The sequence below is a fragment of the Mycolicibacterium sp. HS_4_1 genome, from assembly GCF_054515875.1.
The window spans coordinates 1,330,722-1,354,356 of sequence record NZ_CM137261.1; the positions used below are offsets into that span (position 1 = coordinate 1,330,722).

A 23,635-nucleotide genomic window follows, 5' to 3' on the forward strand; every position below is an offset into this window, starting at 1 on the left:
AATAGAGCTGTGAGTGGTCCCAGCAGTCCCGCCCGTGACAGTGAAACCCCGCGTGTCGTGATGCACCGGGCCGACGGGAAGCCGATCAACGTCCTGGTCGTCGACGACGAGCCGGTCCTGGCCGAGCTCGTTTCCATGGCCTTGCGCTACGAGGGCTGGGATATCGCCACCGCCGGCGATGGTGCGACCGCGATCGCGCTGGCCAAAGACAACCCGCCCGACGTGGTTGTGCTGGACGTGATGCTGCCCGACATGAGCGGGCTCGACGTGCTGCGCAAGCTGCGTGAGCAGATTCCGGGGCTGCCGCTGCTGCTGCTGACCGCGAAGGATTCGGTCGAGGACCGCATTGCCGGCTTGACCGCGGGCGGCGACGACTACGTCACCAAGCCGTTCAGCATCGAGGAAGTGGTGCTGCGACTGCGCGCGCTGCTGCGACGCACAGGGGTGGCCAACGAGGCCGGCGGCGCGCAGATCGTCGTCGGCGACCTGGTGCTCGACGAGGACAGTCACGAGGTGACGCGCGGCGGCGAGCAGGTCACGTTGACCGCCACCGAGTTCGAACTGTTGCGCTACATGATGCGCAACTCCAAGCGGGTGCTGAGCAAGGCCCAGATTCTCGACCGGGTGTGGAGCTACGACTTCGGCGGCCGCTCCAACATTGTTGAGCTGTATGTGTCCTACCTGCGCAAGAAGATCGACAGTGGACGCGAGCCCATGATCCATACCCTGCGTGGCGCCGGATATGTCCTCCGACCTGCCCGCTGAGGCGTCCGGCACGCGGATCTGGCAGCCGCGGAGCTGGTCGCTGCGGGTCCGCTTGCTGGTCACCCAGGTACTGCTGCTGGCACTGGTCATCATCAGCGTCGGTGCGGCGACCGAGTTTGCGCTGCAACGTTTTCTGTTGCACCAGCTGAACGACCAGGTGCTGGAGGCGGGCCGGCGCTCGGCCGCCATCTTCGAGCTGCCGCCACCGCCCATGGCGCCGCCCCTGACCGGTGGGGTGCCGCGGCCGTCCATGGATCCGCATTTCCGCATGCGCTTCGACCCCGAGGCCGGCCCCGGCCCGGGTTTCCTCAATGCGCCCGGGCAGGCCGTCGGCACCCTCGGGGCGGTGGTGTTGCGCGGCCAGGTCGACGCCGGCGTCATCACCTCCGAGGGCAGTCGCGCGTCGTTGAGTACCACGGCCACAGCACAATTGGCGCAGGTGCCGCCGGACCGCAAGATCCGGACCATGGAGATCGACGGGCTGGGCCGCTACCGCGTCATCGGCCTGCATCCTCGGCACGGCGGGCCGCAGACCATCGTGACCGGGCTGCCCACCAGACACGTCGACAACACGCTGCTGTGGGTGCTCGGCATGTTCTGTGCGGTGGGGGCGCTGGCACTGATCGGCGCGACGACGGTCGGCGTCTGGATCATCCGGCGCCAGCTCGCCCCGCTGTCAAGGGTTTCCGCCGCCGCGCGCGACGTGGCAGACCGGGAACTGGACCGGGGAGAGGTGCAGCTGCCGACGGAGATCGTGCACGTCGACCCGGTTGCCGCGCACACCGAAGTGGGCCAACTGGGTTCGGCGCTGAACCGCATGCTGGACCGGATCGCCGCCGCCCTCGCGGCCCGTCATGCCAGTGAGACGCGAGTGCGCCAGTTCGTGGCCGACGCCAGTCACGAACTCCGCACACCGCTTGCCGCGATCCGCGGCTATACCGAGCTGGCGCAACGCAAGAGCGACGAGCTGCCCGCCGACGTCGCCCACGCGATGAACCGCGTCGAATCCGAGACTGCGCGCATGACCCGGCTCGTCGAGGACATGCTCCTGCTGGCGCGACTGGATGCGGGCCGGCCGCTGGAGATGGAGAGCGTCGACCTGTCGCAAGTGGTCGTCGATGCCGTCAGTGATGCCCACGTCGCCGGTCCCGATCACGACTGGTCGCTGGATCTGCCCGACGAACCCGTCATCATCGAGGGTGATCCGGCCCGGCTGCACCAGGTGCTGGTGAACCTGTTGGCGAATGCCCGTACGCACACGCCGGCGGGAACATCGGTGACCATCGCGCTGTCGGCGGATCCGGACGCGACGGTGATCAGCGTCGCCGACGACGGCCCGGGTATTCCAAAAGCGTTGCAGCCCGAGGTGTTCGAGCGGTTCGCCCGCGGTGACTCGTCGCGGTCCCGGCAGGCCGGTAGCACCGGGCTGGGGCTGGCTATCGTCGTCGCCGTGGTGAAGGCGCACGGCGGCACCATCAGCGTCGACAGCCGACCCGGTGCGACCGTATTCACGGTGCGGTTGCCTGCGGTTGCGGCGGGTTCGGTCTCACAGCCACCGCATAGCGTCGCCTCCACGTCCGCCTAACCAGCACGCGCACAATAAGACTGGTGACCTCCGTATTGCGCCGTCCCGTCGGGGAGTGGCTCCAGCTCGGCGTCCTGCTGGCGGCGACGGCTGTGTTGTACCTGTGGAACCTGTCGGTGAGTGGTTGGGCCAACAGCTTCTATTCAGCGGCGGCACAGGCCGGTGCCAGCGACTGGACCGCGATGTTGTTCGGTGCCAGCGACTCCGGCAATGCCATCACCGTCGACAAGACCCCAGGCGCGCTGTGGGTGATGGACCTGTCGGTGCGGCTTTTCGGGCTCAGCTCGTGGAGCATCCTGGTGCCGCAGGCCTTGATGGGAGTGGCCGCGGTGGCGGTGCTCTACGCCGCGGTCCGTCGCGCTGCCGGACCGGCCGCCGCGCTGCTGGCCGGGGCGGTGTTCGCCCTGACGCCGGTTGCCACCTTGATGTTCCGGTTCAACAATCCCGATGCGCTGCTGGTCCTGCTGCTGGTGATCAGCGCCTACTGCGTGCAACGCGCCTGTGAGGAAGACGCCGGCCGTGGCTGGTTGCTCGCCGCGGGCGTGGCTGCCGGGTTCGCGTTCCTGGCCAAGATGCTGCAGGCGTTCCTGGTGCTGCCGGCGTTCGCCGCGGCGTACCTGGTGGCCGGGCCGTCGCGGCTGCGTGCGCGGTGGTGGCGCTTGCTCGGCGCCGCGGCGGCAATGGTCATCTCGGGCGGTTGGTACCTGTTGCTTGTCGAACTGTGGCCATCTTCGGCGCGGCCGTATATCGGTGGATCGCAACACGATTCGATCATCGAACTGGCTCTGGGTTACAACGGCGTGGGCCGGTTGAGCGGCAACGAGCCCGGCGGCCTCGGCAATCCGAATTTCGACGCCGGCTGGGACCGGCTCCTGGGCCCGAGCATGGGAACCTACGCGGGATGGCTGGTGCCTGCGGCCCTGATCTGTCTGGTGGCGGGGCTGTGGCTGACCCGCCGGGCGCCGCGCACCGATACGACGCGGGCGGCCCTGATCATCTGGGGTGGGTGGCTGGTTTTCACCGCGGCCGTGTTCAGCTTCGCCAACGGCATCGTGCACCCGTACTACACCGTTGCGCTGGCGCCGGCCATCGGCGCGTGCCTCGGCATCGGCTCGGTGCTGATGTGGCACAACCGTACGGCGATCCCGGCACGGCTCGCCATGGCGGGCGCAGTGGTCGTCACCGTGGCGGTGGTCGAGATCCTGCTGAGCCGCGGCGGCAGCCTGAACTGGCTGCGGGTGGTGGTGCCGACCATCGGTGCCGTCGCTGTGGCGCTGTTACTGGTGCCGCCGCGATTCCGCCCGGCTCGGCTCGCCGCCGCAGTGGCGGTGGCGGCCTGCCTGGCTGCGCCGGCGGTGTATTCGGTTGCCACTGCCGGCGTCTCACACACCGGCGCGATGCCGTCGGTGGGACCGGCCGACGCGCACGGTGGATGGGGTCCGCCGTCCGGACATGGTGCGCGCCGGGGGCCGGCGGGCCGGCCCGGCCAGGCGCTGGGCGCACCGCCGCAAGGACTCAAGCCGGGCGGCGGCCTCCTCGATTCGCCGGTACCCGGGGCAGCCCTGACCACACTGCTGGGCACCGACGCCGCGAAGTATCGGTGGGCGGCCGCCGTCGTCGGCTCCAACAACGCCGCGGGCTACCAACTGGCCGCGCGGGCCCCGGTGATGGCCGTGGGCGGCTTCAACGGCACCGATCCGGCGCCGACCCTCGCGCAGTTCCAGCAGTACGTCGCCACCGGCCAGATTCATTACTTCATCGACGGCGACGTCAAGATGGGCTGGGGTCACCCGAGACAGGGCAACAGCGGCCAGGACGCCGGCACCCAGGAATCCCAGCAGATCGCCACCTGGGTGAGCTCGCATTTCACGGCCACCACGGTCGAGGGCACCGTCGTCTATGACCTGGCACACCCGCGTCAACTCGCCGCGCAAAACACATAGCTTGCGCATAGCTTCACCCCATGGCGGGCTAAAGCTGTGGCCCAAATATTGGTGACATGACAAACGTGCTCGAGAGCGACATGGAGCGCCGCTTCACCACCCGCCAGAACGCGGCGGTTGCTGCTCAGGCGGCCGGTGTTCCGGTCCTGGACGTGGTGGTCCCCGTCTACAACGAGCAGGTTGCCCTGCCCGGCGCGATCCGCCGTCTGCACCGACACCTGGAAGAGCACTTCCCGTACCCGGTGCAGATCACCATCGCCGACAACGCCAGCATCGACGACACCCCGCAGGTCGCGGCCGAACTGGCCGCCGAATTCGACAACGTCCGCGTCGTGCGCCTCGAGCTCAAGGGCCGGGGCCGGGCACTGCACGAGGTGTGGTCGCACTCTCCGTCACCGGTGCTGGTCTACATGGACGTCGACCTGTCCACCGACCTGGCCGCTCTCGGCCCGCTGGTGGCGCCGTTGATCTCCGGCCACTCGGACCTGGCGATCGGCACCCGGCTGTCCCGGAGCTCCCGGGTCGTGCGCGGACCCAAGCGGGAGTTCATCTCGCGCTGCTACAACCTGATCCTGCGCGGCGCGCTCGCCGCCAAGTTCTCCGACGCCCAGTGCGGCTTCAAGGCCATCCGGGCCGATGTGGCGCAGGCCCTGCTCCCGCTCGTCGAGGACACCGGCTGGTTCTTCGACACCGAACTGCTGGTGCTGGCCGAGCGCACCGGGCTGCGCATCCACGAGGTCCCGGTGGACTGGGTCGACGACCCCGACAGCCGGGTCGACATCATCGCCACCGCCACCGCCGACCTCAAAGGCGTCGGTCGCCTGCTGCGCGGCTTCGCCAACGGCTCCATCCCGGTGCACACCATCGCCGCCCAGCTGGGTTCGTCGCCCAGGTCCGGAGCGCCCCGGTCGCTGCTGCGTCAGGTCGTCCGGTTCGGCAGCATCGGCGTCGCATCCACCCTGGCCTACCTGATGCTGTTCATGATGATGCACGCGCCGCTCGGTGCGCAGACGGCCAACCTGGTCGCCCTGCTGATCACCGCGGTCGTCAACACCGCGGCCAACCGCCGCTTCACCTTCGGCGTCCGCGGCGGCGGTGCCGTCAGTGCGACACGGCACCAGTTCGAAGGGCTGATCGTCTTCGGCATCGCGTTGGCGATCACCAGTGGCGCGCTCGCGGGACTCCACGTGTTCGTGCCCCATGCCCATCACCTCGTCGAGCTGAGCGTGCTCGTGGCCGCCAACCTGCTCGCGACCGCGGTGCGATTCGTGTTGCTGCGTGGCTGGGTGTTCCACCCCAAGCGCACGAATTGACCTGCACCACAACTTCCTCCGAGGAGACCCGCTCGTGATCGCCACTGCGCCGCCTGTCGCTCATTTGCCGAAACCCCGCCGCGGCACGGCAATCTGGACTCGCCCGGTATGGGAACGATCCGCGCTGTTGACGCTGCTGGCCGGGACTGCGGTGCTGTACCTGTGGGCGCTCGGCTCGTCGGGTTGGGCCAACTCCTACTACGCCGCCGCGGCGCAGGCCGGAACCCAGAACTGGGAAGCGCTGCTGTTCGGGTCTTTTGACGCGGGCAACGCCATCACGGTCGACAAGCCTCCGGCCGCGCTGTGGCTGATGGGCCTGTCGGGCCGGGTATTCGGATTCAGTGCGTTCAGCATGCTGCTGCCGCAGGCCCTCATGGGCGTGGCCGCGGTCGGCATGCTCTACGCGACGGTCCGGCGCACCAGCGGCGCAGCCGCCGGACTGCTGGCCGGCCTGGTGCTGGCCGTGACTCCCGTTGCGGCCCTGATGTTCCGGTTCAACAACCCCGACGCACTGCTCGTGCTGCTGCTGATCGCGGCGGCCTATTGCACGGTGCGGGCCATCCAGTCCACAGCGTTCGCCACGTCGGCCCGGTGGATGGCGCTGACGGGAGCCATCGTCGGCTTCGCCTTCTTGACCAAGATGCTGCAAGCGTTCCTGCCGGTACCGGGACTGGCCCTGGCGTTCCTGATCGCTGCGCCGTTCGGGCTCTGGCGCCGGGTCAGGGCGCTGCTGATGGCGGCTGCGGCCCTCGTGGTTTCGGCGGGCTGGTACTTGGCGCTGGTCAGCCTCTGGCCCGCCGACGCCCGTCCGTACATTGCCGGGTCCACCGACAACAGCCTGCTGCAGCTGGCCTTGGGCTACAACGGCATCGAGCGGATCACCGGCGGTGACCGTCCCAGCGGCGGCCCCGGCGGTGGAATGCGGGACAGTCTGTTCTTCGGCGGGCACGCCGGCATCACCCGACTGTTCGGCCCGTCGATGGGCGTCGAGGTGTCGTGGTTGCTGCCCGTGGCGTTGATCGGCCTGGTGCTGCTGCTGTGGGCGAGTGTCAGCGCTCCGCGCACCGACCTCGGGCGCGCTGGTGTGCTGCTGTGGGGCGGTTGGCTTTTGGTGACCGGTGCGGTGTTCAGTTTCATGGACGGCACGGTGCACCCGTACTACAACGTCGCCTTGGCGCCGGCGGTGGCCGCACTGGCGGGCATGACGGTCGCGCACCTGTGGCAGCGCCGGGACACGCTGCCGGCCCGTCTGCTGCTCGCGGCGCTGCTCGTCGTCTCGGCCGGCTGGGCATTCGCGCTGCTGTCCCGTACCCCGCACTGGATGCCCGCGCTGCGCTGGTGCATCGCGGTGGTGGCGGTCCTGTCGGCGGTGGCCATCGTGGTGGCGGGGCAGCGCTCCGGACGGCTGGTGGCCGTCATCGCCGGCGTCGCGATCGTCGCCGGCCTGGCCGGATCGGCCTCATTCGCCGTGTACAACGTGGCGCAAGGTCACAGCAGTGGTCCCGGGTCGATGTCCGGCCCGCCGCGCCCCGGCGGTGACTCGTGGCCGGGCGGCGGGCCCGGCGGGCCCGGCCGTAGTGGGCCGAACGCCGAACTCGAGAACCTGATCCGCGGCACGAACAGCCGGTGGGCCGCCGCTACGGTCGGCTCCTTCCAGGCCGGAGATCTGGAATTGAGCACCGGCAAGTCGTTGATGGCGATCGGTGGTTTCTCCGGGGGTGACAACGCACCGACCCTGGTGCAGTTCCGCCAGTATGTCGAGGACGGCCAGATTCACTACTTCATCGCCGGCGATCACAAGCGCGGTCCGGGGCCGGGTGGTCGCGAACGGGGGAGTGCCGCGGAGATCACCGCATGGGTGACGGGGCATTTCGCCAAGCTCGATGTCGGCGGCGCCACGGTGTACGACCTCGAAGCACCCCACTGAGTTCTGCACGCGTCTACGCCTCGGATTGCAGCCACATGCTGACTGCGATCCGAGGCATGACGTTGTGTCCGCCTGAATCCGGCATCTGCGCTCACCCGATCTTGTAGGTACCGACGGCCTTGGCCACCGGGTTGTCGTCGGGAGTCGTGATCTCGACTTCGCAGTGCATCAACGACTTTCCACGGTGCAGGACGCGTCCGACGGCGATCAGGTCGGTCGACCGGGCCGGTGCCAGGTACTGAACCGACATCGAGATCGTCACGCCGCGAAGCGATTCCGGCGCCTGCTCGGTCGACCACGCCGCAGCCATCACGGTGACGTCCGCCAGCGCTGCGATCGCGCCGCCGTGCACCATGTCGGCGAGTGTGGTGTTGGACGGGTCCCACGGCATCCGCAGCCGCACCTCGGGGGCGTCGAGCGCGTCGGCGACGATGCCGAGTTTGGCGACCAGCGGTGACTGCGGAATGAACTGCGCCATGACCTCGGCGCCGGTGTGCGGACTCATGACATCGAAGTGTGCGCGCGGCGCGTAGTCGATTCAATTACCTGGCAGGTAGTGATGCCTACCTGGCCGGAAGCGTGGGGTGGCCGAGTCGTTCTCGTCTCGCGGCGCCGCAGCTGGGCACCGCCGAACCCACCCACCGGCTCAGGCACCTGGACGATCGGCACAGTTGTCAGGTTGACGGGCTACATTGCGGCCGTGGCCCCTGACCAAAGTCCACCGTTCCCAAAGGCATTGGCATTGTTGGTGGCCGGCGCCTACTTCATGGAAGTCCTCGACGGCACCATCATCACGCCGGCCATTCCCCTGGTCGCCACGTCGCTGGGGGCGAAACCCATCGATGTGAATACTGCGATTTCGGCCTACCTGGTCACGGTGGCGGTTCTGATTCCGGTCACAGGCTGGCTGGCGGATCGCTACGGGATTCGGCGAGTGTTCATTTCGGCCATCGTGGTGTTCACTCTGGCCTCGGTCGGCTGTGCGCTCAGTGGCTCATTGCCGATGCTGGTCGCGATGCGGATCGTGCAGGGGGTGGGTGGTGCCATGATGGTGCCGGTCGGCAGACTCGCGGTGTTGCGGGACAGTCACAAGTCCCATCTGATGCGCGCCATCGCCGTGCTGACCTGGCCCGCGATGGCGGCACCCGTGCTGGCCCCGGTGCTTGGCGGCGCGATCGTGACCGTGGGGTCCTGGCGCTGGATCTTCGTTGTCAACATCCCCGTCGGGGTACTCGGTGTGCTGTTGTCGCTCAGGCTGGTTCGCGGCGGGTCGGTAGCGGCGGGCCGCCCACTGGACTGGCGGGGCATGCTGGCGCTGAGCGGCGGCATCGGCGCTGCGCTCGTCGCGCTCGAGCACATCCGGGTGGCGGGCACGGACTGGTCTCTCGTCGGTGGCTGCGGTGCCGCGGCGACCGTGCTGCTGGTCGCCGCGGTGTGGCATCTGTTGCGTACCGATTCGCCTCTGGTCGACCTCCCGGTGCTGCGCGTGCGGACCCTGCGGATCACCGTCAGCGCCGGCTCCCTCTACCGGCTCGTGATCGTTGCGGTGCCGTTCCTGCTGACCCTGCAATTCCAGCTGGAATTCGGCTGGAACCCGTTGGTGGCCGGTGCCATGGTGGCGGCGTTGTTCATCGGCAACCTCACGATCAAGCCGGCAACGACTCCACTGATGCGGCGCTTCGGGATTCGTACCGTGCTGCTCGTCAACGGGGTCGCGTCGGTGGCCTGCTTCGGGTTGCTGGCGACACTGCGGCCCTCGTTACCGTTACCGGTGATCGCGGTGGTCCTGTACGTCAGCGGTGCGTTGCGGTCGGTTGGCTTCACCGCCTACAACAACCTGGCGTTCTCGGACGTCGACGGCGATGATCTCACCCACGCCAACACCCTCAACGCCGCTGTGCAGGAACTTGCCGCGGGCCTCGGCGTTGCGGTGGGGGCGCTCTTGCTCAGCCGGATCGGGTCGTACCCGGCGACGTTCCTGGTGCTCGGAGTCGTGATGGCGCTGACCATCGTCGAGTCGTGGCAGCTGCCGCGGTCCGCGGGAGCGCGCGTCAGCGGAGCCGGGAAATCGTTGGCCACGACGGAGTGTTGCTCCGGCTGATCTGGGAGATCGCAAACGTTGACACTGCACCACTGGCCACGTAAATTCTCACCATGGTTCTTATCTTGACCAGTTCTACCAACTTTACGGGGAAATGATGACCGTCACTCCCGACGCCGCCGAGGCGTCCAAGGTGGACCAGCGGGCCGCCAAATATGAATTGAGCCATCTGCGATCGCTGGAGGCCGAGGCCATCCACATCATCCGCGAGGTCGCCGCGGAGTTCGAGCGGCCGGTGCTGCTGTTCTCCGGTGGCAAGGACTCGATCGTGATGCTGCACCTGGCCATCAAGGCGTTCGCGCCGGGCCGACTGCCCTTCCCCGTCATGCACGTGGACACGGGCCACAACTTCGAAGAGGTCATCGCCACCCGCGACGCCCTGGTCGAGAAGTACAACCTGCGCCTGGTTGTGGCCAGCGTGCAAGAAGACATCGACGCCGGCCGCGTTGTCGACAACGGCCCGTCGCGTAACCCGCTGCAGACCGTGTCGCTGCTGCGCGGCATCCGCGAGAACAAGTTCGACGCCGCCTTCGGTGGCGCCCGCCGCGACGAGGAGAAGGCCCGCGCCAAGGAGCGCGTCTTCAGCTTCCGTGACGAGTTCGGCCAGTGGGACCCCAAGAACCAGCGACCCGAGCTGTGGAACCTGTACAACGGGCGGCACCGCAAGGGCGAGCACATTCGCGTCTTCCCGCTGTCGAACTGGACCGAGTACGACATCTGGGCCTACATCGGCGCCGAAGAGATCGCGCTGCCGAGCATCTACTACGCCCACGAGCGTCAGGTCTTCGAGCGCGACGGCATGCTGCTCGCGGTGCACGAATACCTGAAGCCCCGCGAGGACGAGCCGGTGATCACCAAGACCGTGCGCTTCCGCACCGTCGGCGACGTCACCTGCACCGGCTGCGTCGAGTCGGAGGCTTCGACTGTCGAGGAAGTTATCGCCGAGACCGCGGTGTCCCGACTGACCGAGCGCGGCGCGACCCGCGCAGACGACCGGATTTCTGAGGCCGGCATGGAAGACCGTAAGCGAGAGGGTTACTTCTGATGGCAACGTTGCTTCGCATCGCCACTGCCGGTTCGGTGGACGACGGTAAGTCCACGCTGATCGGCCGGCTGCTCTATGACAGCAAGGCCGTCATGGAAGACCAGCTGGCTGCCGTCGAGCGCACCTCCAAGGAGCGTGGCCACGGGTACACCGACCTCGCATTGGTTACCGACGGCCTGCGCGCCGAGCGGGAACAGGGCATCACCATCGATGTCGCCTACCGCTACTTCGCCACGGCCAAGCGGAAATTCATCATCGCCGACACCCCGGGGCACATCCAGTACACCCGGAACATGGTCACCGGTACCTCGACGGCGCAGCTGGCCATCGTGCTGGTCGACGCCCGTCACGGCCTGCTCGAGCAGTCGCGCCGGCACGCGTTCCTGGCCTCGCTGCTCGGTATCCAGCACATCGTGCTGGCAGTCAACAAGATGGACCTGATCGATTGGGACCAAAAGCAATTCGAGACCATCCGTGATGATTTTCATGAGTTCGCGGCCCGCCTGGACATCCAGGACGTCACCACCATCCCGCTGTCGGCGCTGACCGGCGACAACGTGGTGACCAAGTCGGACAAGACCCCGTGGTACGAGGGTCCGTCGCTGCTGAGCCACCTCGAAGAGGTGTACATCGCCGGTGACCGCAACCTCAAGGACGCCCGCTTCCCGGTGCAATACGTCATCCGGCCGCAGACCCACGAGCACGCCGACCACCGCAGCTACGCGGGCACCATCGCCAGTGGCGTCATGCGTCCCGGCGACGAAATCGTCGTTCTTCCAGCGGGAAAGACCAGCACCATCACCGCGATCGACGGCCCCACCGGTCCGCTCGAGGAGGCGTTCGCGCCCATGGCGGTGTCGGTCCATCTGGCCGATGACATCGACATCTCGCGTGGCGACATGATCGCCCGGGTGCACAACCAGCCGTACACGACGCAGGAATTCGACGCCACGGTGTGCTGGATGTCCGACGATGCGGCGCTCGAGCCGGGCCGGGACTACATCATCAAGCACACCACCCGGACCACGCGGGCCCGGGTCGTGGACCTGGACTACCGACTGGACGTCAACACCTTGCACCGCGACAAGAGTGCAACGGCGTTGAAGCTCAACGAACTCGGCCGCGTCACGCTGCGCACGCAGCAGCCGCTGCTGCTCGACGAGTACTCGCGCAATGCGGTGACGGGGTCGTTCATCCTGATCGACCCGGACACCAACGGCACGGTCGCCGCAGGCATGGTGCGCGACACCACGCCGGCCGCGAGCCGGTCCGCGAGCCCGAATGCGGTGCGGCACGCCAACCTGGTCACGGCGCAGGACCGGCTGTCCAAGGGCAGCACAGTGTGGTTCACCGGTCTGTCCGGCTCGGGCAAGTCGTCGGTGGCCATGCTGGTCGAGCGCAAGTTGCTCGAATTGGGCCGTCCCGCCTACGTTCTCGATGGCGACAACCTGCGCCACGGGCTGAACTCCGACCTGGGCTTCTCCATGGCAGACCGCTCGGAGAACCTGCGCCGGCTGGCTCACATCGCCACGCTGCTGGCCGATTCCGGTCAGATCGTGCTGGTGCCGGCCATCAGCCCGCTGGACGAACATCGTGAGCTGGCGCGAAAGGTTCACACCGACCAGGGATTCGAGTTCTTCGAGGTGTTCATGGACACCCCGTTGGCCGACTGCGAGGCCCGCGACCCCAAGGGGCTGTACGCCAAGGCGCGGGCCGGTGAGATCACGCACTTCACCGGCATCGACAGCCCCTACCAACGGCCGAAGAACCCGGACCTGAAGCTGTCGCCGGACGATCTGGACGCCCAGGCGCAGCGTGTGGTCGACATGCTGGTGGCGGCTCGATGATCGATCACGACGTCGCAGAGCGACTCGCCACCCGTGCCGGTGACCTGTTGCTGGACGTGCGAGCCGAGTACGCCGATGCCGCCGCCGCGGAGCGGAAAGCGGCGGGGGACAAGCGTTCTCACGAGTTCCTGATGACGGAGCTGGCGCGGCTGCGCCCCGGCGACGCGGTGCTCTCCGAGGAAGCGACGGAGGAAGAGCGGGCCAACAACACCCGGCTGGCGTCCGACCGGGTGTGGATCATCGATCCGCTCGACGGCACGCGCGAGTTCTCTGAGCTGGACCGGGACGACTGGGCCGTGCACGTGGCGCTGTGGGAGTCCGGCGAATTGGTCGCCGGCGCCGTGGCGCTGCCCGCACAGAACACCACGCTGCACACGCCCGAGGTGGCCGCCCCCAGCGCGGTCGACGGTCCGCCGCGGATCGTGGTGTCGCGCACCCGTCCGCCGGCCATCGCCCTCACGGTGCGGGACGCCCTCGGCGGTGTTCTGGTCGAAATGGGTTCGGCCGGAGCCAAAGTCGCGGCCGTGATCCAGGGCCGGGCCGACGTGTACGTCCACGCCGGTGGGCAATACGAGTGGGACTCCGCCGCGCCCGTCGCGGTGGCCCGGGCGGCCGGACTGCACACCTCGCGCATCGACGGCTCGCCGCTGGTCTACAACCGCGAAGACCCGAAGTTGCCCGACCTGATCGTGTGCCGGCCGGAACTAGCCGAGCGGGTACTGGCGGTCACTGCCGCGCAGTAGCCGCCGCAACATCGACGAAATGGCTGTGGAAACGTCTGGTTTCCACAGCCATTTCGGCTATCTCGGACGGCTTCGCGTTGAGCGCCGGAAGAGGTGGAAAAGTACCTGGGTGCAATCGAAGTGGCGACCTGCCCATGGTTTTTACACTCAGGGACTTCTGAGGGCCCGGAGAAGTACCTGGCATCAATGACGATGGTCGAAGATGCCTCGTGATTGAAGCCATGGATTCTGCTCGTGGGAGGGCCTGATCTGGGTGCCTACGACTACGCCGACGCGGTAACCGGCAGCGGCGCATTCGATTTGGCGGGCGCGGCCGTCCGTGCCGCGGCGATGCACATGACCGCGATCGCGAAGCACACGACGGTGTACCACAGGCTGCCGATCGGATCGCCATGTGCGGTAACGCCGTTGACCGCGCTGAAGTAGGCGGGCAGCGCGCTCGCCCACAGCGCAGCCATGACGACCAGGTAGGCGACGGCGTATCCGACCAACCACGGCGGGCTCGCATAGCGTGGCTCAGTCGGGCTGGCCACGGTGCTGCGCAGCCGGCGCCACTGCGAGACCAGCGCCCAGACCGCCACGGCGCAGACAGCCGCCAGTTCGGCCGCATAGGCAATGCCGCCCGCGGTGCTGCTGCCGGTCACACCGCCGATCACGGTCGCGGGCAGCGGCAGGATTGCAGTACCCAACGAAGCCAACACCCCGGCGACCACAGTGCGCCAAAGGATTTGGACACCGGTGAAGCGGCGGCCTCGATCAGCGTGCCGGCCCACGAAGAACTGCACGCACAGCGCCAGCGACATCGGCCACAGCGCGGCGAAGACCACCACACTGGGCAGCGGCACGGAGTCGAACATCGGCTGGTTCATCGGGTTGTGCACCGACCATTCCCACCACCGCAGCTGCGGGCCCAGGTGGTCGAAGATCTCGTAGAACGCGTGGTGGACGAAGCCCACGCACACGGCACCGATCAGGGTGCCGTAGCGCCGGAAAACCCCTAGGCTGCGGACGATTTCGAACGCGACGGTCGCCATCATCGGATAGATCGCCACGATGTACAGCGGCAGCCGGCCCCAGAGGAAGTCCACCGTGAACACGTTGTGCGCGAACATGGTGTCGACCCGGTCGGCGATGCCGAAGGCCGCCGGGAAGTACAGCGGCGGTTCGATGATCAGCAGATAGGCCACCGCGCCGAACCACAGGGCGATATTCGTGGCGTCACCGTGGCGCCGGAGGCGGATGATCGCGTAGACGAGGGTCAGTACCGCACCGGTGATCACCGTCAGCTCGAGGACCGGCAGGGTCCAGTTCTCCAGCTGCAGGGGGTTGCGGACCTCGACCAGGCCGCCGGCCGTCTTACAGGAAAACCCAAGGCGCCCAGCTAGATCAGCGAACGTCGGCGAACAAAGATCAGACATTGGCGGCCTGCTTTCCGGCGGTGTACCAGTGCGTGACGTCGTAGCCGGCGTCGTAGCGATCGAACCATTCGGTCGCCAGTGCGGGCAGCTTCTCGTGCTCCGGGTTGTGGCCCGGGATCTGGCTGCGGACGATGCCGGACAGCGCCGCCAATTGCTCGCGGAGCGGAAGGTCGTGGAACGCGCTGGTGAACGGTCCGAAGTCAGGGATCCGGCCCAGCCGCTTCAGGATGGTGTTCTTCCGGCGTTCGAGCGCGAACGCCGACAGTGCGTCGACCTTGCGGACTTCCAGCGGCAGATGCTTGTTGAACCCGTCGCACGCCGTCCGTACGCAGTCCATGACGTGCTTGAAGATCGACGGTGCCACCCGCATGCGATACCACGGATCGTCGACCAGGCCGTTGTAGATGATCAGCGCCGAGCTGCGGTGTTCGACCTCTTCGACGAAGTGCCACAGGAACAGTGACGCGACGCGGTCGTCGCCCGGGGCGAACAACGTGTCGTCATGGTCGAGCATCAACTTGAAGACGGGCGTGAACGTCGCCTCCAGATCGGCGGTGTAGGCCAGCCGGTACTTGAGGGGCTTGTTGGCGACGAGGTCGTCGAACGCGGCGATCACGTCGTCGAGCGTCTCTTTGAGCGCCGGGTGGGCCTTGATGAGCCCTCGGGCATGTGCCCGGTGGGCCATCGAATGCTGGCCCTCCTGCCGGACGAAGGCATCGGCTTCTTCGGCGATCATAGGGTCGGTCAGTAGCGGCTTGGCCTCGGCCATGGTGCTGACGATCATCTTCTCGAACGCAATTGCCAAGAAGGACACCGCATTTGCCATCGCGGAGAAGGCTGGGTTGGTCTCGTTCCAGAGGAACGGCACGGGGTGGTCCGCGAAAGCGAACCGCATCTTGCGGACCTGGAGGTCGGTCATCGGGCACCTCGATCAGTAATCATACAAACAGCGTCTTCTGTGTATGGTTACAGTGCGCGGGCGCATCCGTCAATGCCCGCGGCGGCCTCCGGCGTGTACCGTCCGGCGAATGGCACGCAAACGTCGCGGTTGGGGTGGGGAGCCGCCCGCCGATGACGACGAGGCGACCCGGCGCATCGTCGCCGCTGCCGTCGAACTGCTGTCCAGTACGGGGACCGCGATCACCATCGCCGACGTCGCCGAATCACTCGGCGTCATCCGGCAGACGGTGTACCGGTACTTCCCGACCGCCGACGACCTGATGCGGGCAGCCGCCATCGCCTCGGTCGACGGATTTCTGGACCAGCTCAGCGAGCATGTGCGCGGGATCCACAATCCGGCCGACGCGATGACGGAAGGTGTGCTCTACACGCTCGACGCGGTGACCCGGACGCCGCACCTCGGCATCCTGATGTCGGCGCCGTACGTCAGCGCGCACAGCAGTGACATGGCATCGGCCGAGGCGCAGGACTTCGGCATGCAGATGATCACCCGGTTCGACGTCGACTGGGCGAGTTACGGATACGACGACACGGCGCTTCGCGAGCTTGTCGAATTCACGCTGCGCATCATGCTGTCCTACTTCCTTGCGCCGGCCGGCGACGGACGCACCCCTGCAGAGTTGAGGGCCTTCATCAGGCGCTGGCTGGGCGCGGCGATCCTTGGCCAGCAGCCCGGCGGCTGAGCCAGCGGTGGCGATAACGCCCGGTCAGGGCTACTTTGGGATCGCATGAGCACATTTCTGTCCACTCGGAGGTTGATGGTCGCGGCCGGCGGTGCCGCTCTCGTTGCGATGGGCGTGCTCACCGCGGGCTGCAGCAACAACGGCGGGCAGTCGCCGTCCACGACAACGACGACGACCACAACGGCCACGACGACATCGCCGTCTTCGTCGGTGGTGCCGACCGAGAAGACCATCAGCCCCACCGGAGGCAATCTGTTCAGCCCGGGCGTCACCGCACCGGGAGCGCCGAACGTGGCACCCGGTCTGCATCCGGGCCTCAACGGCAACAACTGAGTGCCGGCGAAGATCGGCTCCTGGAAGCTAACCGGATGACTCGCCCCACCCTGCGTGAATTGTCCAGCCTGCCTGTCGAACCCGTCCGTCTCGCGGACTCGGCCCTGGTGCTGATCGACTGCCAGAACACCTACACGCAAGGGGTGATGGAACTCGAGGGCGTGCAGGCCGCACTCGATGAGACCGCCGTGTTGCTCGACCGTGCCCGCGCCGCCGGCATTCCCGTCATCCATATTCAGCACGACGACGGGCCGGGCTCGCTCTACGACATCGGCGCCGATATCGGCGCGATCGTCGACCGGGTGGGTCCGCGCGGCGACGAGCCGGTGATCGTCAAGCAGTTCCCGAACTCGTTCGTGCAGACCGATCTCGACGCGCGGCTCAAGGCGCTGGGTGCCTCGAACCTGGTGCTCGCCGGCTTCATGACGCACATGTGCGTGAGCTCCACCGCGCGTGGCGCGTTCAGTCTCGGGTACGCCCCGACGGTCGTGGCCGCGGCGACCGCGACCCGGACCCTGGCCGGCCCAGATGGGCAGGCGGTGCCGGCTGTGGCGCTGCAGGCGGCAAGTCTGGCCGGCCTCGCCGATCTGGTGGCGGTGGTCGCGGCCGACGCCGCGGCTATTCCGGACTAATCCGACCCGGAATGGCATGATTGGCTGATGCGGATGTCAGCCAAGGCGGAGTACGCCGTCCGCGCCATGGTCGAACTGGCCGCCGCCGAGGCCGGTGCGCTGGTCAAAACCGAGGACCTGGCCAAGGCGCAGGGCATCCCCGCGCAGTTTCTGGTCGACATCCTGACCAACCTGCGTACCGATCGGCTGGTGCGCAGCCATCGCGGCCGTGACGGCGGGTACGAACTGGCCCGTGCGGCGGGGGACATCAGCATCGCCGACGTCTTGCGCTGCATCGACGGTCCGCTGGCCAGCGTCCGGGACATTGGGTTGGGCGACCTGCCGTACTCCGGACCGACGGCCGCGCTCACCGATGTGTGGCGCGCCCTGCGTGCCAGCATGCGTTCGGTGCTCGAGCAGACCAGCCTCGCCGACGTCGCCACCGGCAAGCTGCCTGACCACGTCAGCTCCTTGGCGGGGGACTACCGGACACAGGAAGCGCGCCGCGGCCACGGTTAGCCGCTTCCGTCGATCTACGCGCGCCGGCCTGGTAGCCTCGGACGCAACGCCGGCCCGGGCCGGCCTTCGTTCCGTAGATCAGCCGCGTAGGCCGTTGCCTGAATCGCCGGCCCAGCAGATCTGTTTGTGCGGCTCCGCACGTCCAACGCACCTCGCCGCAAGTGTCCTCGCCTGCCACCTTCGGGGCTGAAGGTGGTCGACCAACGCGCAGCGGAATGGTCTCGACCATGAAATCACAAGCACAACAGAATATTTCGATATCCACGTCAACAGAATCGAGCCGACAATGACGACATGGTCGATACCGCAAATCACTACCGGGTCTGAACGCCGGTTGCTGGAGAGCACGCTCGACCGCAACCGCGCCGAACTGGTCAACACCGTGCGCGGCCTGCCGGATATCGATGCCCGCCGCCGTCTCGTTGCGTCGATGACCACCCCCATCGGGTTGCTCAAGCACGCGGCGGTCGCCGAGCGAATCTGGTTCCAGCACATCCTCGGTGCAGTGCCCGAGAGCGAATGTGGCGGAGGTACGACGGCGGGTGACGCCAGCTTCATTGTCGACGGCGATGAGGCCGTGGCCGACGTGATCGCCGAATTCGAAAGCGCCAGTGAACGTTCCCGTGCAATCGCTGCCCAGTTCGATCTCGACGAGGTCAGAACGCACCCCCGCCTTGGCGAGGTCAACCTGCGATTCATCTACTTGCTCGCGATCGAGGACTTCGCGCGCCACGCGGGGCACGGCGACATCCTGCGTGAGCAGATCGAACGTTCTCCCGTCGCCGAGTAGTGACCCCTGTCGCTGACGTCACGGTCATCTTCCTCGACCGATACGGTGGTGACGACCTTGCAGGGCGCAGAGACGCTGGCAGGCCAGGTGCTCAGCCGCCCGAGCCGTACGGCTTGGTGATGATCTCCAGGTAGTGCCCGCTGGGATCCTGGAAGTAGACGCCTCGACCGCCGTCGTTGTGGTTGATCTCGCCGGGATGCTGTCCCCGGGGATCGGCCCAATGTTGCAGTCCGCGTTCGACAATGCGGCCGTAGATCGCGGTGAACTCGTCCTCGGAGACCAGGAACGCGTAATGCTGCGGCACGATTGCTGTGCCGTCCGGCATCTGGGCGAAGTCGAGGCTGACGCCGTGGTTCAGTTCGACGGCGAGAAAGTGCCCGAATTCTCTCGCGGGCGGTAGGCCGAAGAGGTCGGCGAAGAAAGTGGCCGCGGCCGCGCGGTCGGTCGAATGGACGATGGTGTGGTTGAAGGTGATGGCCATGTCTCTCCGTTCTACCCGGTGGCGCGCGCCGCGTCACTGCCGGTGCGCGCGGCGTCGGCCTGTCATGATCTAGGCATGGCCTTCGATCTACGTGAGCTGGCAGTTCCGGTTATCGTCGCGCCCATGGCGGGCGGGCCCACGACGCCAGAGCTGGCTGCGGCAGGCTCGGCGGCCGGTGGCCTGGGATTTGTGGCTGCCGGCTATCTGACGGCTCGGGCGCTCGCCGATCGCATCACCGCTGCGCGCGCGCTGACCACCGGTCCGCTCGGCGTGAATCTCTTTGCGTCCCAGCCCAGTACCGCCCAGCCTCGCGAGATCGAGCGCTACGCCGACGACCTCGCCGGCGAGGTCGCGCGGTACGGGGCCGCGCTCGGCGAACCCACGTTCAACGACGACGATTGGGCCGCCAAGCTCGACGTCGTCGTCGACCTGCGGCCCGAAGTCGTGTCGTTGACCTTCGGCGGGCCCACCGCCGACGAGTGCACGCGATTGCGGCAGGCCGGCATCACGACCGTCGCGACGGTCACCACTGCCGACGAAGCCCGGGTGGCCGTCGCGTCCGGCGTCGATGCCCTCGCCGTCCAGGGACCCGGGGCCGGGGGTCATCGCGGCACCTATGACCCGCTGGCCGCGCCCGCGACTCAGCCGCTCACCGAACTGCTGGCCGACGTGCTTGCCGCCACGGATCTGCCGGTCGTTGCGGCCGGCGGCCTGATGACGGCCGACGACGTGGCCGCGGTGATCGCGGCCGGTGCGGTGGCCGCGCAACTCGGCACCGCGTTCCTGCTCGCCGACGAGTCCGGCTCCAGCCCGGCGCACCGCGCTGCGCTCGTCGACCCGAGGTTCACCGAAACGGTTGTCACCAAAGCCTTCTCGGGTCGCTACGCGCGAGGACTGCGGAACAGGTTCATCGAGGAACACGACGAGCAGGCACCGCTGGGCTATCCGGAGGTGCACTACCTGACCAGTCCGGTGCGGAAGGCTGCCGTTGCCGCTGGTGATCCGGACGGAACAAACGTATGGGCGGGCAGCGGATTCCGGAAAATCCGGTCGGGGTCGGTAGCCGACATCATGGCCGGGCTCGGATGAGCGTCGTGAAGGGAGCCGGTGTGCGAACCATTGTCGCTGTCCCGTTGGCGGTCGCGTGTGCCTGGCCGATCGCTGTCGCTCATGCCGACCCCGTTCAAGTACCACGTTGCGCCAGTGCGCAATTGACGCCCAGCCTCGGCCCGCCCGACGGTGCCGCCGGCACCACGTTCTATCCGGTGATCCTGAAGAACTCCGGTGACGCACCGTGCAGCATGTCGGGCTATCCGGCGGTGGCGTTCATCGCGGGCTCTGACAACCATCCCGTCGGGGTGGCCGCGAGCCAGGACCCCGACACCATCGGCGTGGTGGTGATCGAACCCGGCCAGTCCACGTCGGCGAACCTGGGTGTCGTCAACGCGGGCAACTTCCCGGCAGACTGTGATGCCGTGCCGGTCAGTGGCTTACAGGTCAACCTGCCGGGCGAAGCCGAGCCGATCATCATCGGCCATGCCGATACCGCTTGTGCCAGCACGGCGTACCCGACGTTGCGGGTGGGCCCGTTCACCGGCGCTTAGCCGCGGCGACGATCAAGCGGCGAGGAACGCGCCGCGTCGAGGCGTGCGGCCAGACGGCTAGCGACGCGTCGCGATCACCACACTGCCCTCGTCCGCCCGCGCGGTGACCTGCGCGACGGCGCGAGACGCATCGTCGGTCTGGGGAACCCGCACTTTCGCCTGTTCGCCGGCCTGGGCCCGGACCAGGTAGGGCCCGCCGGGCGGCAGGGTGATGTCGACGTCGGAGTTCTGGCTGGTGACGTTCACGGTGCGCGGGGCCGCCTCCTTGAAGTCCACCCCGATGTGGCCGTCGGTGGAGTCGGCGATGAAGGCGTCGGTGACCACGATCGGGTCCCGGGTCTGGACGTCGCCGCTCTGCGTGTGGATTTCGATGCGGCGGGCGTTGCCGCCGAGCACCACGGCGCCGTCCGTGTTGCGCACGGTCAGTTGGTCCAGGTCGGTCTGGCTCAGCAGGACGCCGACCTGCTGCTTGGCGGTGACCGAAAGCCGGTGTGCGACATCGGGTGGCAGGGTCACGGTGATTTCCCCGGGTGGACCGAAGTCGAACAGCGGGGACGGGGTGCCGGTGACGGTCAGCCCGACGGTGCCGCCGGTCCGCGTCACCTTCAGTGCCTGCTGGTCGTCGCGCGAGGTATTCAGCAGGCGCATCCGCACGCGCGGCTCACGGACGTTGCGGTCGCTGGTGATCCGGACAGCCGTGGGCATGTCGCCGGTGTCGATGGTGAGGGTGCTCATATCGGCCGGCAGTGTTTCGGTTTCGGCGGCCACGCGTACCGAGCTGATGCCCCACGCCAAACCGCCGAGCCCGGCCGCGGCAGACACCGTTCCCAGCAGAGCAACCAGGACCAGCAGCGTCCGGATCGCCGAGCGCCCGCCCGGCGACAGTGCGGGCGCGGTTGCCGGGACCGGCGCGGTCACTGGTTCGAAGTTCACATTCGAAGTCATGGAAAATCCTTTTCTCTCTTCAGGATTCGAGATAGCGCAAGACGGCGAGAACCCGCCGGTTCTCGCTGTCGTCGGGGGCCAGGTCGAGCTTGGTGAAGATGGACGCGATGTGTTTCTCCGCGGAGCCGATCGAGATGTGCAGCAGGGTCGCGATGGCCGAGTTGGTCTTGCCCTCCGCCATCAGCTGCATCACCTCCTGCTCACGTGGGGTGAGCACGGCCAGGGTCGAGCGGCGGTGCGTGCGCACCAGGATTTGTGACACCACTTCGGGATCGAGGACGGTCCCGCCGGTGCCGACCGTGTTGACCGCGTCCAGGAATGCGGGGACGTCGGCCACCCGGTCCTTCAGCAGGTACCCGAAGCCCCTTGTGTCCGAGGCGATCAGGTCCGCCGCATAGCGTTCTTCGACGTAATGTGAGAGCACCAGCACCGGTGACTCGGGATTCTGGCTGCGGAGCAGGGCGGCGGCGCGGATGCCTTCATCGGTGAACGTCGGTGGCATCCGGACATCGACGATGACGAGGTCGGGCTTGTGCTCGTTGACGGCATGCAGCAGCTCCGTGGCATCGGGCACCCCGGCGAGCACTTCGTGGCCGGCGTCGGTCAGGATGCGCTCGATGCCCGCGCGCAGCAGGGCCGAATCTTCGGCGATCACAATGCGCATGGCAGTACCGCCGTCACGGTCGTCGTTCCGGTTTCCGGGCTGGAGACGGTGAAGGTGCCGCGCGCCGCGCGCACTCGTTCGCCCAGCCCGCGCAGTCCCGTGGTGTCGTCGCCATCGGATTGGGCGCCGCCGATACCGTCGTCGAACACCGAGATGTGCAGCTGGTCGGTGGGCTCGTGGTAGCGCACCGAGACCACGGCGTGAGTGGCTTTGGCGTGCTTGGCGATGTTCGTCAATGACTCGGCGACCACGAAGTATGCGCACGATTCGACTTCGTCGGAAAAGCGTTTCGGCAGTTGTAGTTCCAGCGTCACCGGGACACCGGCAGTTTCGGTGCGCTGCACTACCGCCGACAGTGCGGCATCCAGTCCGCGGTCGGCCAGGATCGTCGGCGCGATACCGCGCACCACATTTCGTAGTTCGAGGAGTGCGGCTTTGGCGTCGTCGTGGGCCTCGGCGATCAGCTTGCGAGCCTCGGGCAGGTCGGAGTCCAGCTTGGTCTGGGCCAGCCCGATGGTCATGGCCAACGACACGAGCCGGGGCTGCACGCTGTCATGCAGGTCGCGTTCGATGCGGTGCCGTTCGGTGGATGCCGACGACACCGCGCCGCGGCGGGCCTGGTGCAGGGCGCTGACCTCGTGCTGCAGGGCTTCGGTCGGTGACGACGGCAGCAGCCACCGGTCGATCACCGCGTCAACCCGGGGACCGAACACCAGGATGGCTCCGGCGGCAGCCAGCGCAATGGCGGCCAGCAGCCAAGACAGCGGCGGTGAGATGAAGCTCAGACCGGCGGCGGCGTCGCTGTTGTCGATCGCGGTCGCCGCGGCGGGCCCGATCAGTGCGAAGGCGAGAAGTGTGAACGCCAATCCGACCGCGAAAATGTCGAAAACCATGCGGAGGTAGCTGTGGGCCAGCACCTTCCAGAACCGGCCGCTGCTGACGTCCAGCCAGAGCTGGTGGACCCATCCCTGAAAACCGATGTAGGGAGTCATCTTTCGGGACGGGGTGGCGATGTTGAAGGCGAACACCGCTTCGCTGCGTAGCCGTTCCACCCGGTCGGTGGCGCGGACGGCGTAGACGAACAGGACTCCGCCCAGCACAGTCCCGATCACCGAGGGAATGGAGGTGACGGCCAGGATGAGCAGAGACAGCGGTATCCAGAACCAGAACATGCCGGCCATGGCGCCGACGATCATCGACGCCGTGGGGACGACACCGAGGTCTCGCTGCACGGGCGGCGCCGCCTTCGGATTTGTCGGCTCGGCCGAGGCGGGGCCTGTAGCTGTTGCAACCATGCCTCCAACTTAGGCACCGGCCGAGTGCGGAGACACGGCGTTTTCCCGCGACTCTTGTGGGGG

General features: G+C 67.5%; 23 protein-coding genes. 16 read left to right on the plus strand and 7 right to left on the minus strand.

All coding sequences use genetic code 11. The annotated features are described in order from the left end of the window. Positions 1-60 precede the first annotated feature (60 nt). From ACX12F_RS06390 to ACX12F_RS06410, 5 genes are all read left to right on the plus strand, one after another. Complete coding sequence (locus tag ACX12F_RS06390) at positions 61-765, plus strand: response regulator transcription factor (protein ID WP_459370260.1); 705 nt, start codon at positions 61-63, stop codon at positions 763-765. Beyond that, positions 743-2,350, plus strand: coding sequence for a sensor histidine kinase (locus tag ACX12F_RS06395; protein ID WP_459368784.1), 1,608 nt, complete (start codon positions 743-745; stop codon positions 2,348-2,350). The genes ACX12F_RS06390 and ACX12F_RS06395 overlap by 23 nt, the downstream gene beginning before the upstream one ends. A 14-nt stretch (positions 2,351-2,364) precedes the next feature. Further along, on the plus strand, positions 2,365-4,293 hold the full coding sequence (locus tag ACX12F_RS06400; protein ID WP_459370261.1) for an ArnT family glycosyltransferase: 1,929 nt from the start codon (positions 2,365-2,367) through the stop codon (positions 4,291-4,293). Between the two features lie 80 nt (positions 4,294-4,373). After that, a complete protein-coding gene (locus ACX12F_RS06405) occupies positions 4,374-5,606 on the plus strand; it encodes a bifunctional glycosyltransferase family 2/GtrA family protein (RefSeq protein WP_459370262.1) in 1,233 nt (410 codons plus the stop codon). A gap of 34 nt (positions 5,607-5,640) precedes the next feature. Continuing rightward, positions 5,641-7,533, plus strand: a complete 1,893-nt coding sequence (locus ACX12F_RS06410) for an ArnT family glycosyltransferase (RefSeq protein WP_459368785.1) — start codon at positions 5,641-5,643, stop codon at positions 7,531-7,533. A 91-nt stretch (positions 7,534-7,624) separates the two neighbouring features. Here ACX12F_RS06410 and ACX12F_RS06415 read toward each other — a convergent pair whose 3' ends face one another. Beyond that, positions 7,625-8,038, minus strand: a complete 414-nt coding sequence (locus ACX12F_RS06415; RefSeq protein WP_459368786.1) for a PaaI family thioesterase — start codon at positions 8,036-8,038, stop codon at positions 7,625-7,627. Positions 8,039-8,269: 231 nt separating this feature from the next. On the opposite strand from ACX12F_RS06415, the gene ACX12F_RS06420 reads away from it, so the two are divergent. From ACX12F_RS06420 to ACX12F_RS06435, 4 genes are all read left to right on the plus strand, one after another. After that, entirely contained in the window at positions 8,270-9,634 is a 1,365-nt protein-coding gene (locus tag ACX12F_RS06420; RefSeq protein WP_459370263.1) for an MFS transporter, read from the plus strand. Between the two features lie 94 nt (positions 9,635-9,728). Next, positions 9,729-10,679 carry a sulfate adenylyltransferase subunit CysD gene (gene cysD / locus ACX12F_RS06425; RefSeq protein WP_459368787.1) on the plus strand — a complete coding sequence of 317 codons (951 nt, stop codon included), beginning with the start codon at positions 9,729-9,731 and terminating at the stop codon, positions 10,677-10,679. Then, positions 10,679-12,526, plus strand: coding sequence for a sulfate adenylyltransferase subunit CysN (cysN, locus tag ACX12F_RS06430; protein WP_459368788.1), 1,848 nt, complete (start codon positions 10,679-10,681; stop codon positions 12,524-12,526). The genes cysD and cysN overlap by 1 nt, the downstream gene beginning before the upstream one ends. Continuing rightward, positions 12,523-13,269 (plus strand): 3'(2'),5'-bisphosphate nucleotidase CysQ, encoded by a 747-nt coding sequence (locus tag ACX12F_RS06435; protein ID WP_459368789.1) that lies wholly within the window; start codon positions 12,523-12,525, stop codon positions 13,267-13,269. Before cysN ends, ACX12F_RS06435 begins: the two co-directional genes overlap by 4 nt. A 263-nt stretch (positions 13,270-13,532) precedes the next feature. Here ACX12F_RS06435 and ACX12F_RS06440 read toward each other — a convergent pair whose 3' ends face one another. Together ACX12F_RS06440 and ACX12F_RS06445 are read right to left on the minus strand one after the other, a co-directional pair. Next, positions 13,533-14,687 (minus strand): DUF7802 domain-containing protein, encoded by a 1,155-nt coding sequence (locus tag ACX12F_RS06440; RefSeq protein WP_459368790.1) that lies wholly within the window; start codon positions 14,685-14,687, stop codon positions 13,533-13,535. Continuing rightward, on the minus strand, positions 14,680-15,606 hold the full coding sequence (locus tag ACX12F_RS06445) for a metal-dependent hydrolase (protein ID WP_459368791.1): 927 nt from the start codon (positions 15,604-15,606) through the stop codon (positions 14,680-14,682). Before ACX12F_RS06445 ends, ACX12F_RS06440 begins: the two co-directional genes overlap by 8 nt. A 109-nt stretch (positions 15,607-15,715) precedes the next feature. Here ACX12F_RS06445 and ACX12F_RS06450 point away from each other — a divergent pair, with 109 nt between their 5' ends. The 5 genes from ACX12F_RS06450 (at position 15,716) to ACX12F_RS06470 (ending at position 18,583) form a co-directional block, all read left to right on the plus strand. Next, positions 15,716-16,330 carry a TetR/AcrR family transcriptional regulator gene (locus ACX12F_RS06450; protein WP_459368792.1) on the plus strand — a complete coding sequence of 205 codons (615 nt, stop codon included), beginning with the start codon at positions 15,716-15,718 and terminating at the stop codon, positions 16,328-16,330. Positions 16,331-16,375: 45 nt separating this feature from the next. Next, positions 16,376-16,663 carry a hypothetical protein gene (locus ACX12F_RS06455; protein ID WP_459368793.1) on the plus strand — a complete coding sequence of 96 codons (288 nt, stop codon included), beginning with the start codon at positions 16,376-16,378 and terminating at the stop codon, positions 16,661-16,663. Positions 16,664-16,698: 35 nt separating this feature from the next. Next, complete coding sequence (locus tag ACX12F_RS06460) at positions 16,699-17,295, plus strand: cysteine hydrolase family protein (protein ID WP_459368794.1); 597 nt, start codon at positions 16,699-16,701, stop codon at positions 17,293-17,295. Positions 17,296-17,322: 27 nt separating this feature from the next. Next, entirely contained in the window at positions 17,323-17,793 is a 471-nt protein-coding gene (locus ACX12F_RS06465; protein ID WP_459368795.1) for an Rrf2 family transcriptional regulator, read from the plus strand. 286 nt (positions 17,794-18,079) lie between these two features. After that, positions 18,080-18,583 (plus strand): DinB family protein, encoded by a 504-nt coding sequence (locus ACX12F_RS06470; protein WP_459368796.1) that lies wholly within the window; start codon positions 18,080-18,082, stop codon positions 18,581-18,583. A gap of 91 nt (positions 18,584-18,674) precedes the next feature. Here the strand turns inward: ACX12F_RS06470 and ACX12F_RS06475 are convergent, their stop codons facing one another. Further along, positions 18,675-19,064: a VOC family protein gene (locus ACX12F_RS06475; RefSeq protein ID WP_459368797.1), complete on the minus strand. Its 390-nt coding sequence runs from the start codon at positions 19,062-19,064 to the stop codon at positions 18,675-18,677. Between the two features lie 75 nt (positions 19,065-19,139). Between ACX12F_RS06475 and ACX12F_RS06480 the strand changes: the two genes are divergently transcribed. Both ACX12F_RS06480 and ACX12F_RS06485 read left to right on the plus strand, forming a co-directional pair. Beyond that, on the plus strand, positions 19,140-20,153 hold the full coding sequence (locus ACX12F_RS06480) for a nitronate monooxygenase (RefSeq protein ID WP_459368798.1): 1,014 nt from the start codon (positions 19,140-19,142) through the stop codon (positions 20,151-20,153). A gap of 20 nt (positions 20,154-20,173) precedes the next feature. Then, entirely contained in the window at positions 20,174-20,668 is a 495-nt protein-coding gene (locus tag ACX12F_RS06485; protein WP_459368799.1) for a DUF4232 domain-containing protein, read from the plus strand. Between the two features lie 57 nt (positions 20,669-20,725). Here the strand turns inward: ACX12F_RS06485 and ACX12F_RS06490 are convergent, their stop codons facing one another. Genes ACX12F_RS06490 through ACX12F_RS06500 form a run of 3 tightly spaced genes read right to left on the minus strand, consistent with a single transcriptional unit; the run spans position 20,726 to position 23,572 of the window. Next, positions 20,726-21,613, minus strand: coding sequence for a DUF4097 family beta strand repeat-containing protein (locus tag ACX12F_RS06490; RefSeq protein ID WP_459368800.1), 888 nt, complete (start codon positions 21,611-21,613; stop codon positions 20,726-20,728). Between the two features lie 19 nt (positions 21,614-21,632). Then, complete coding sequence (locus ACX12F_RS06495; RefSeq protein WP_459368801.1) at positions 21,633-22,277, minus strand: response regulator transcription factor; 645 nt, start codon at positions 22,275-22,277, stop codon at positions 21,633-21,635. Continuing rightward, positions 22,265-23,572, minus strand: coding sequence for a sensor histidine kinase (locus ACX12F_RS06500; protein WP_459368802.1), 1,308 nt, complete (start codon positions 23,570-23,572; stop codon positions 22,265-22,267). The genes ACX12F_RS06495 and ACX12F_RS06500 overlap by 13 nt, the downstream gene beginning before the upstream one ends. Positions 23,573-23,635 lie beyond the last annotated feature (63 nt).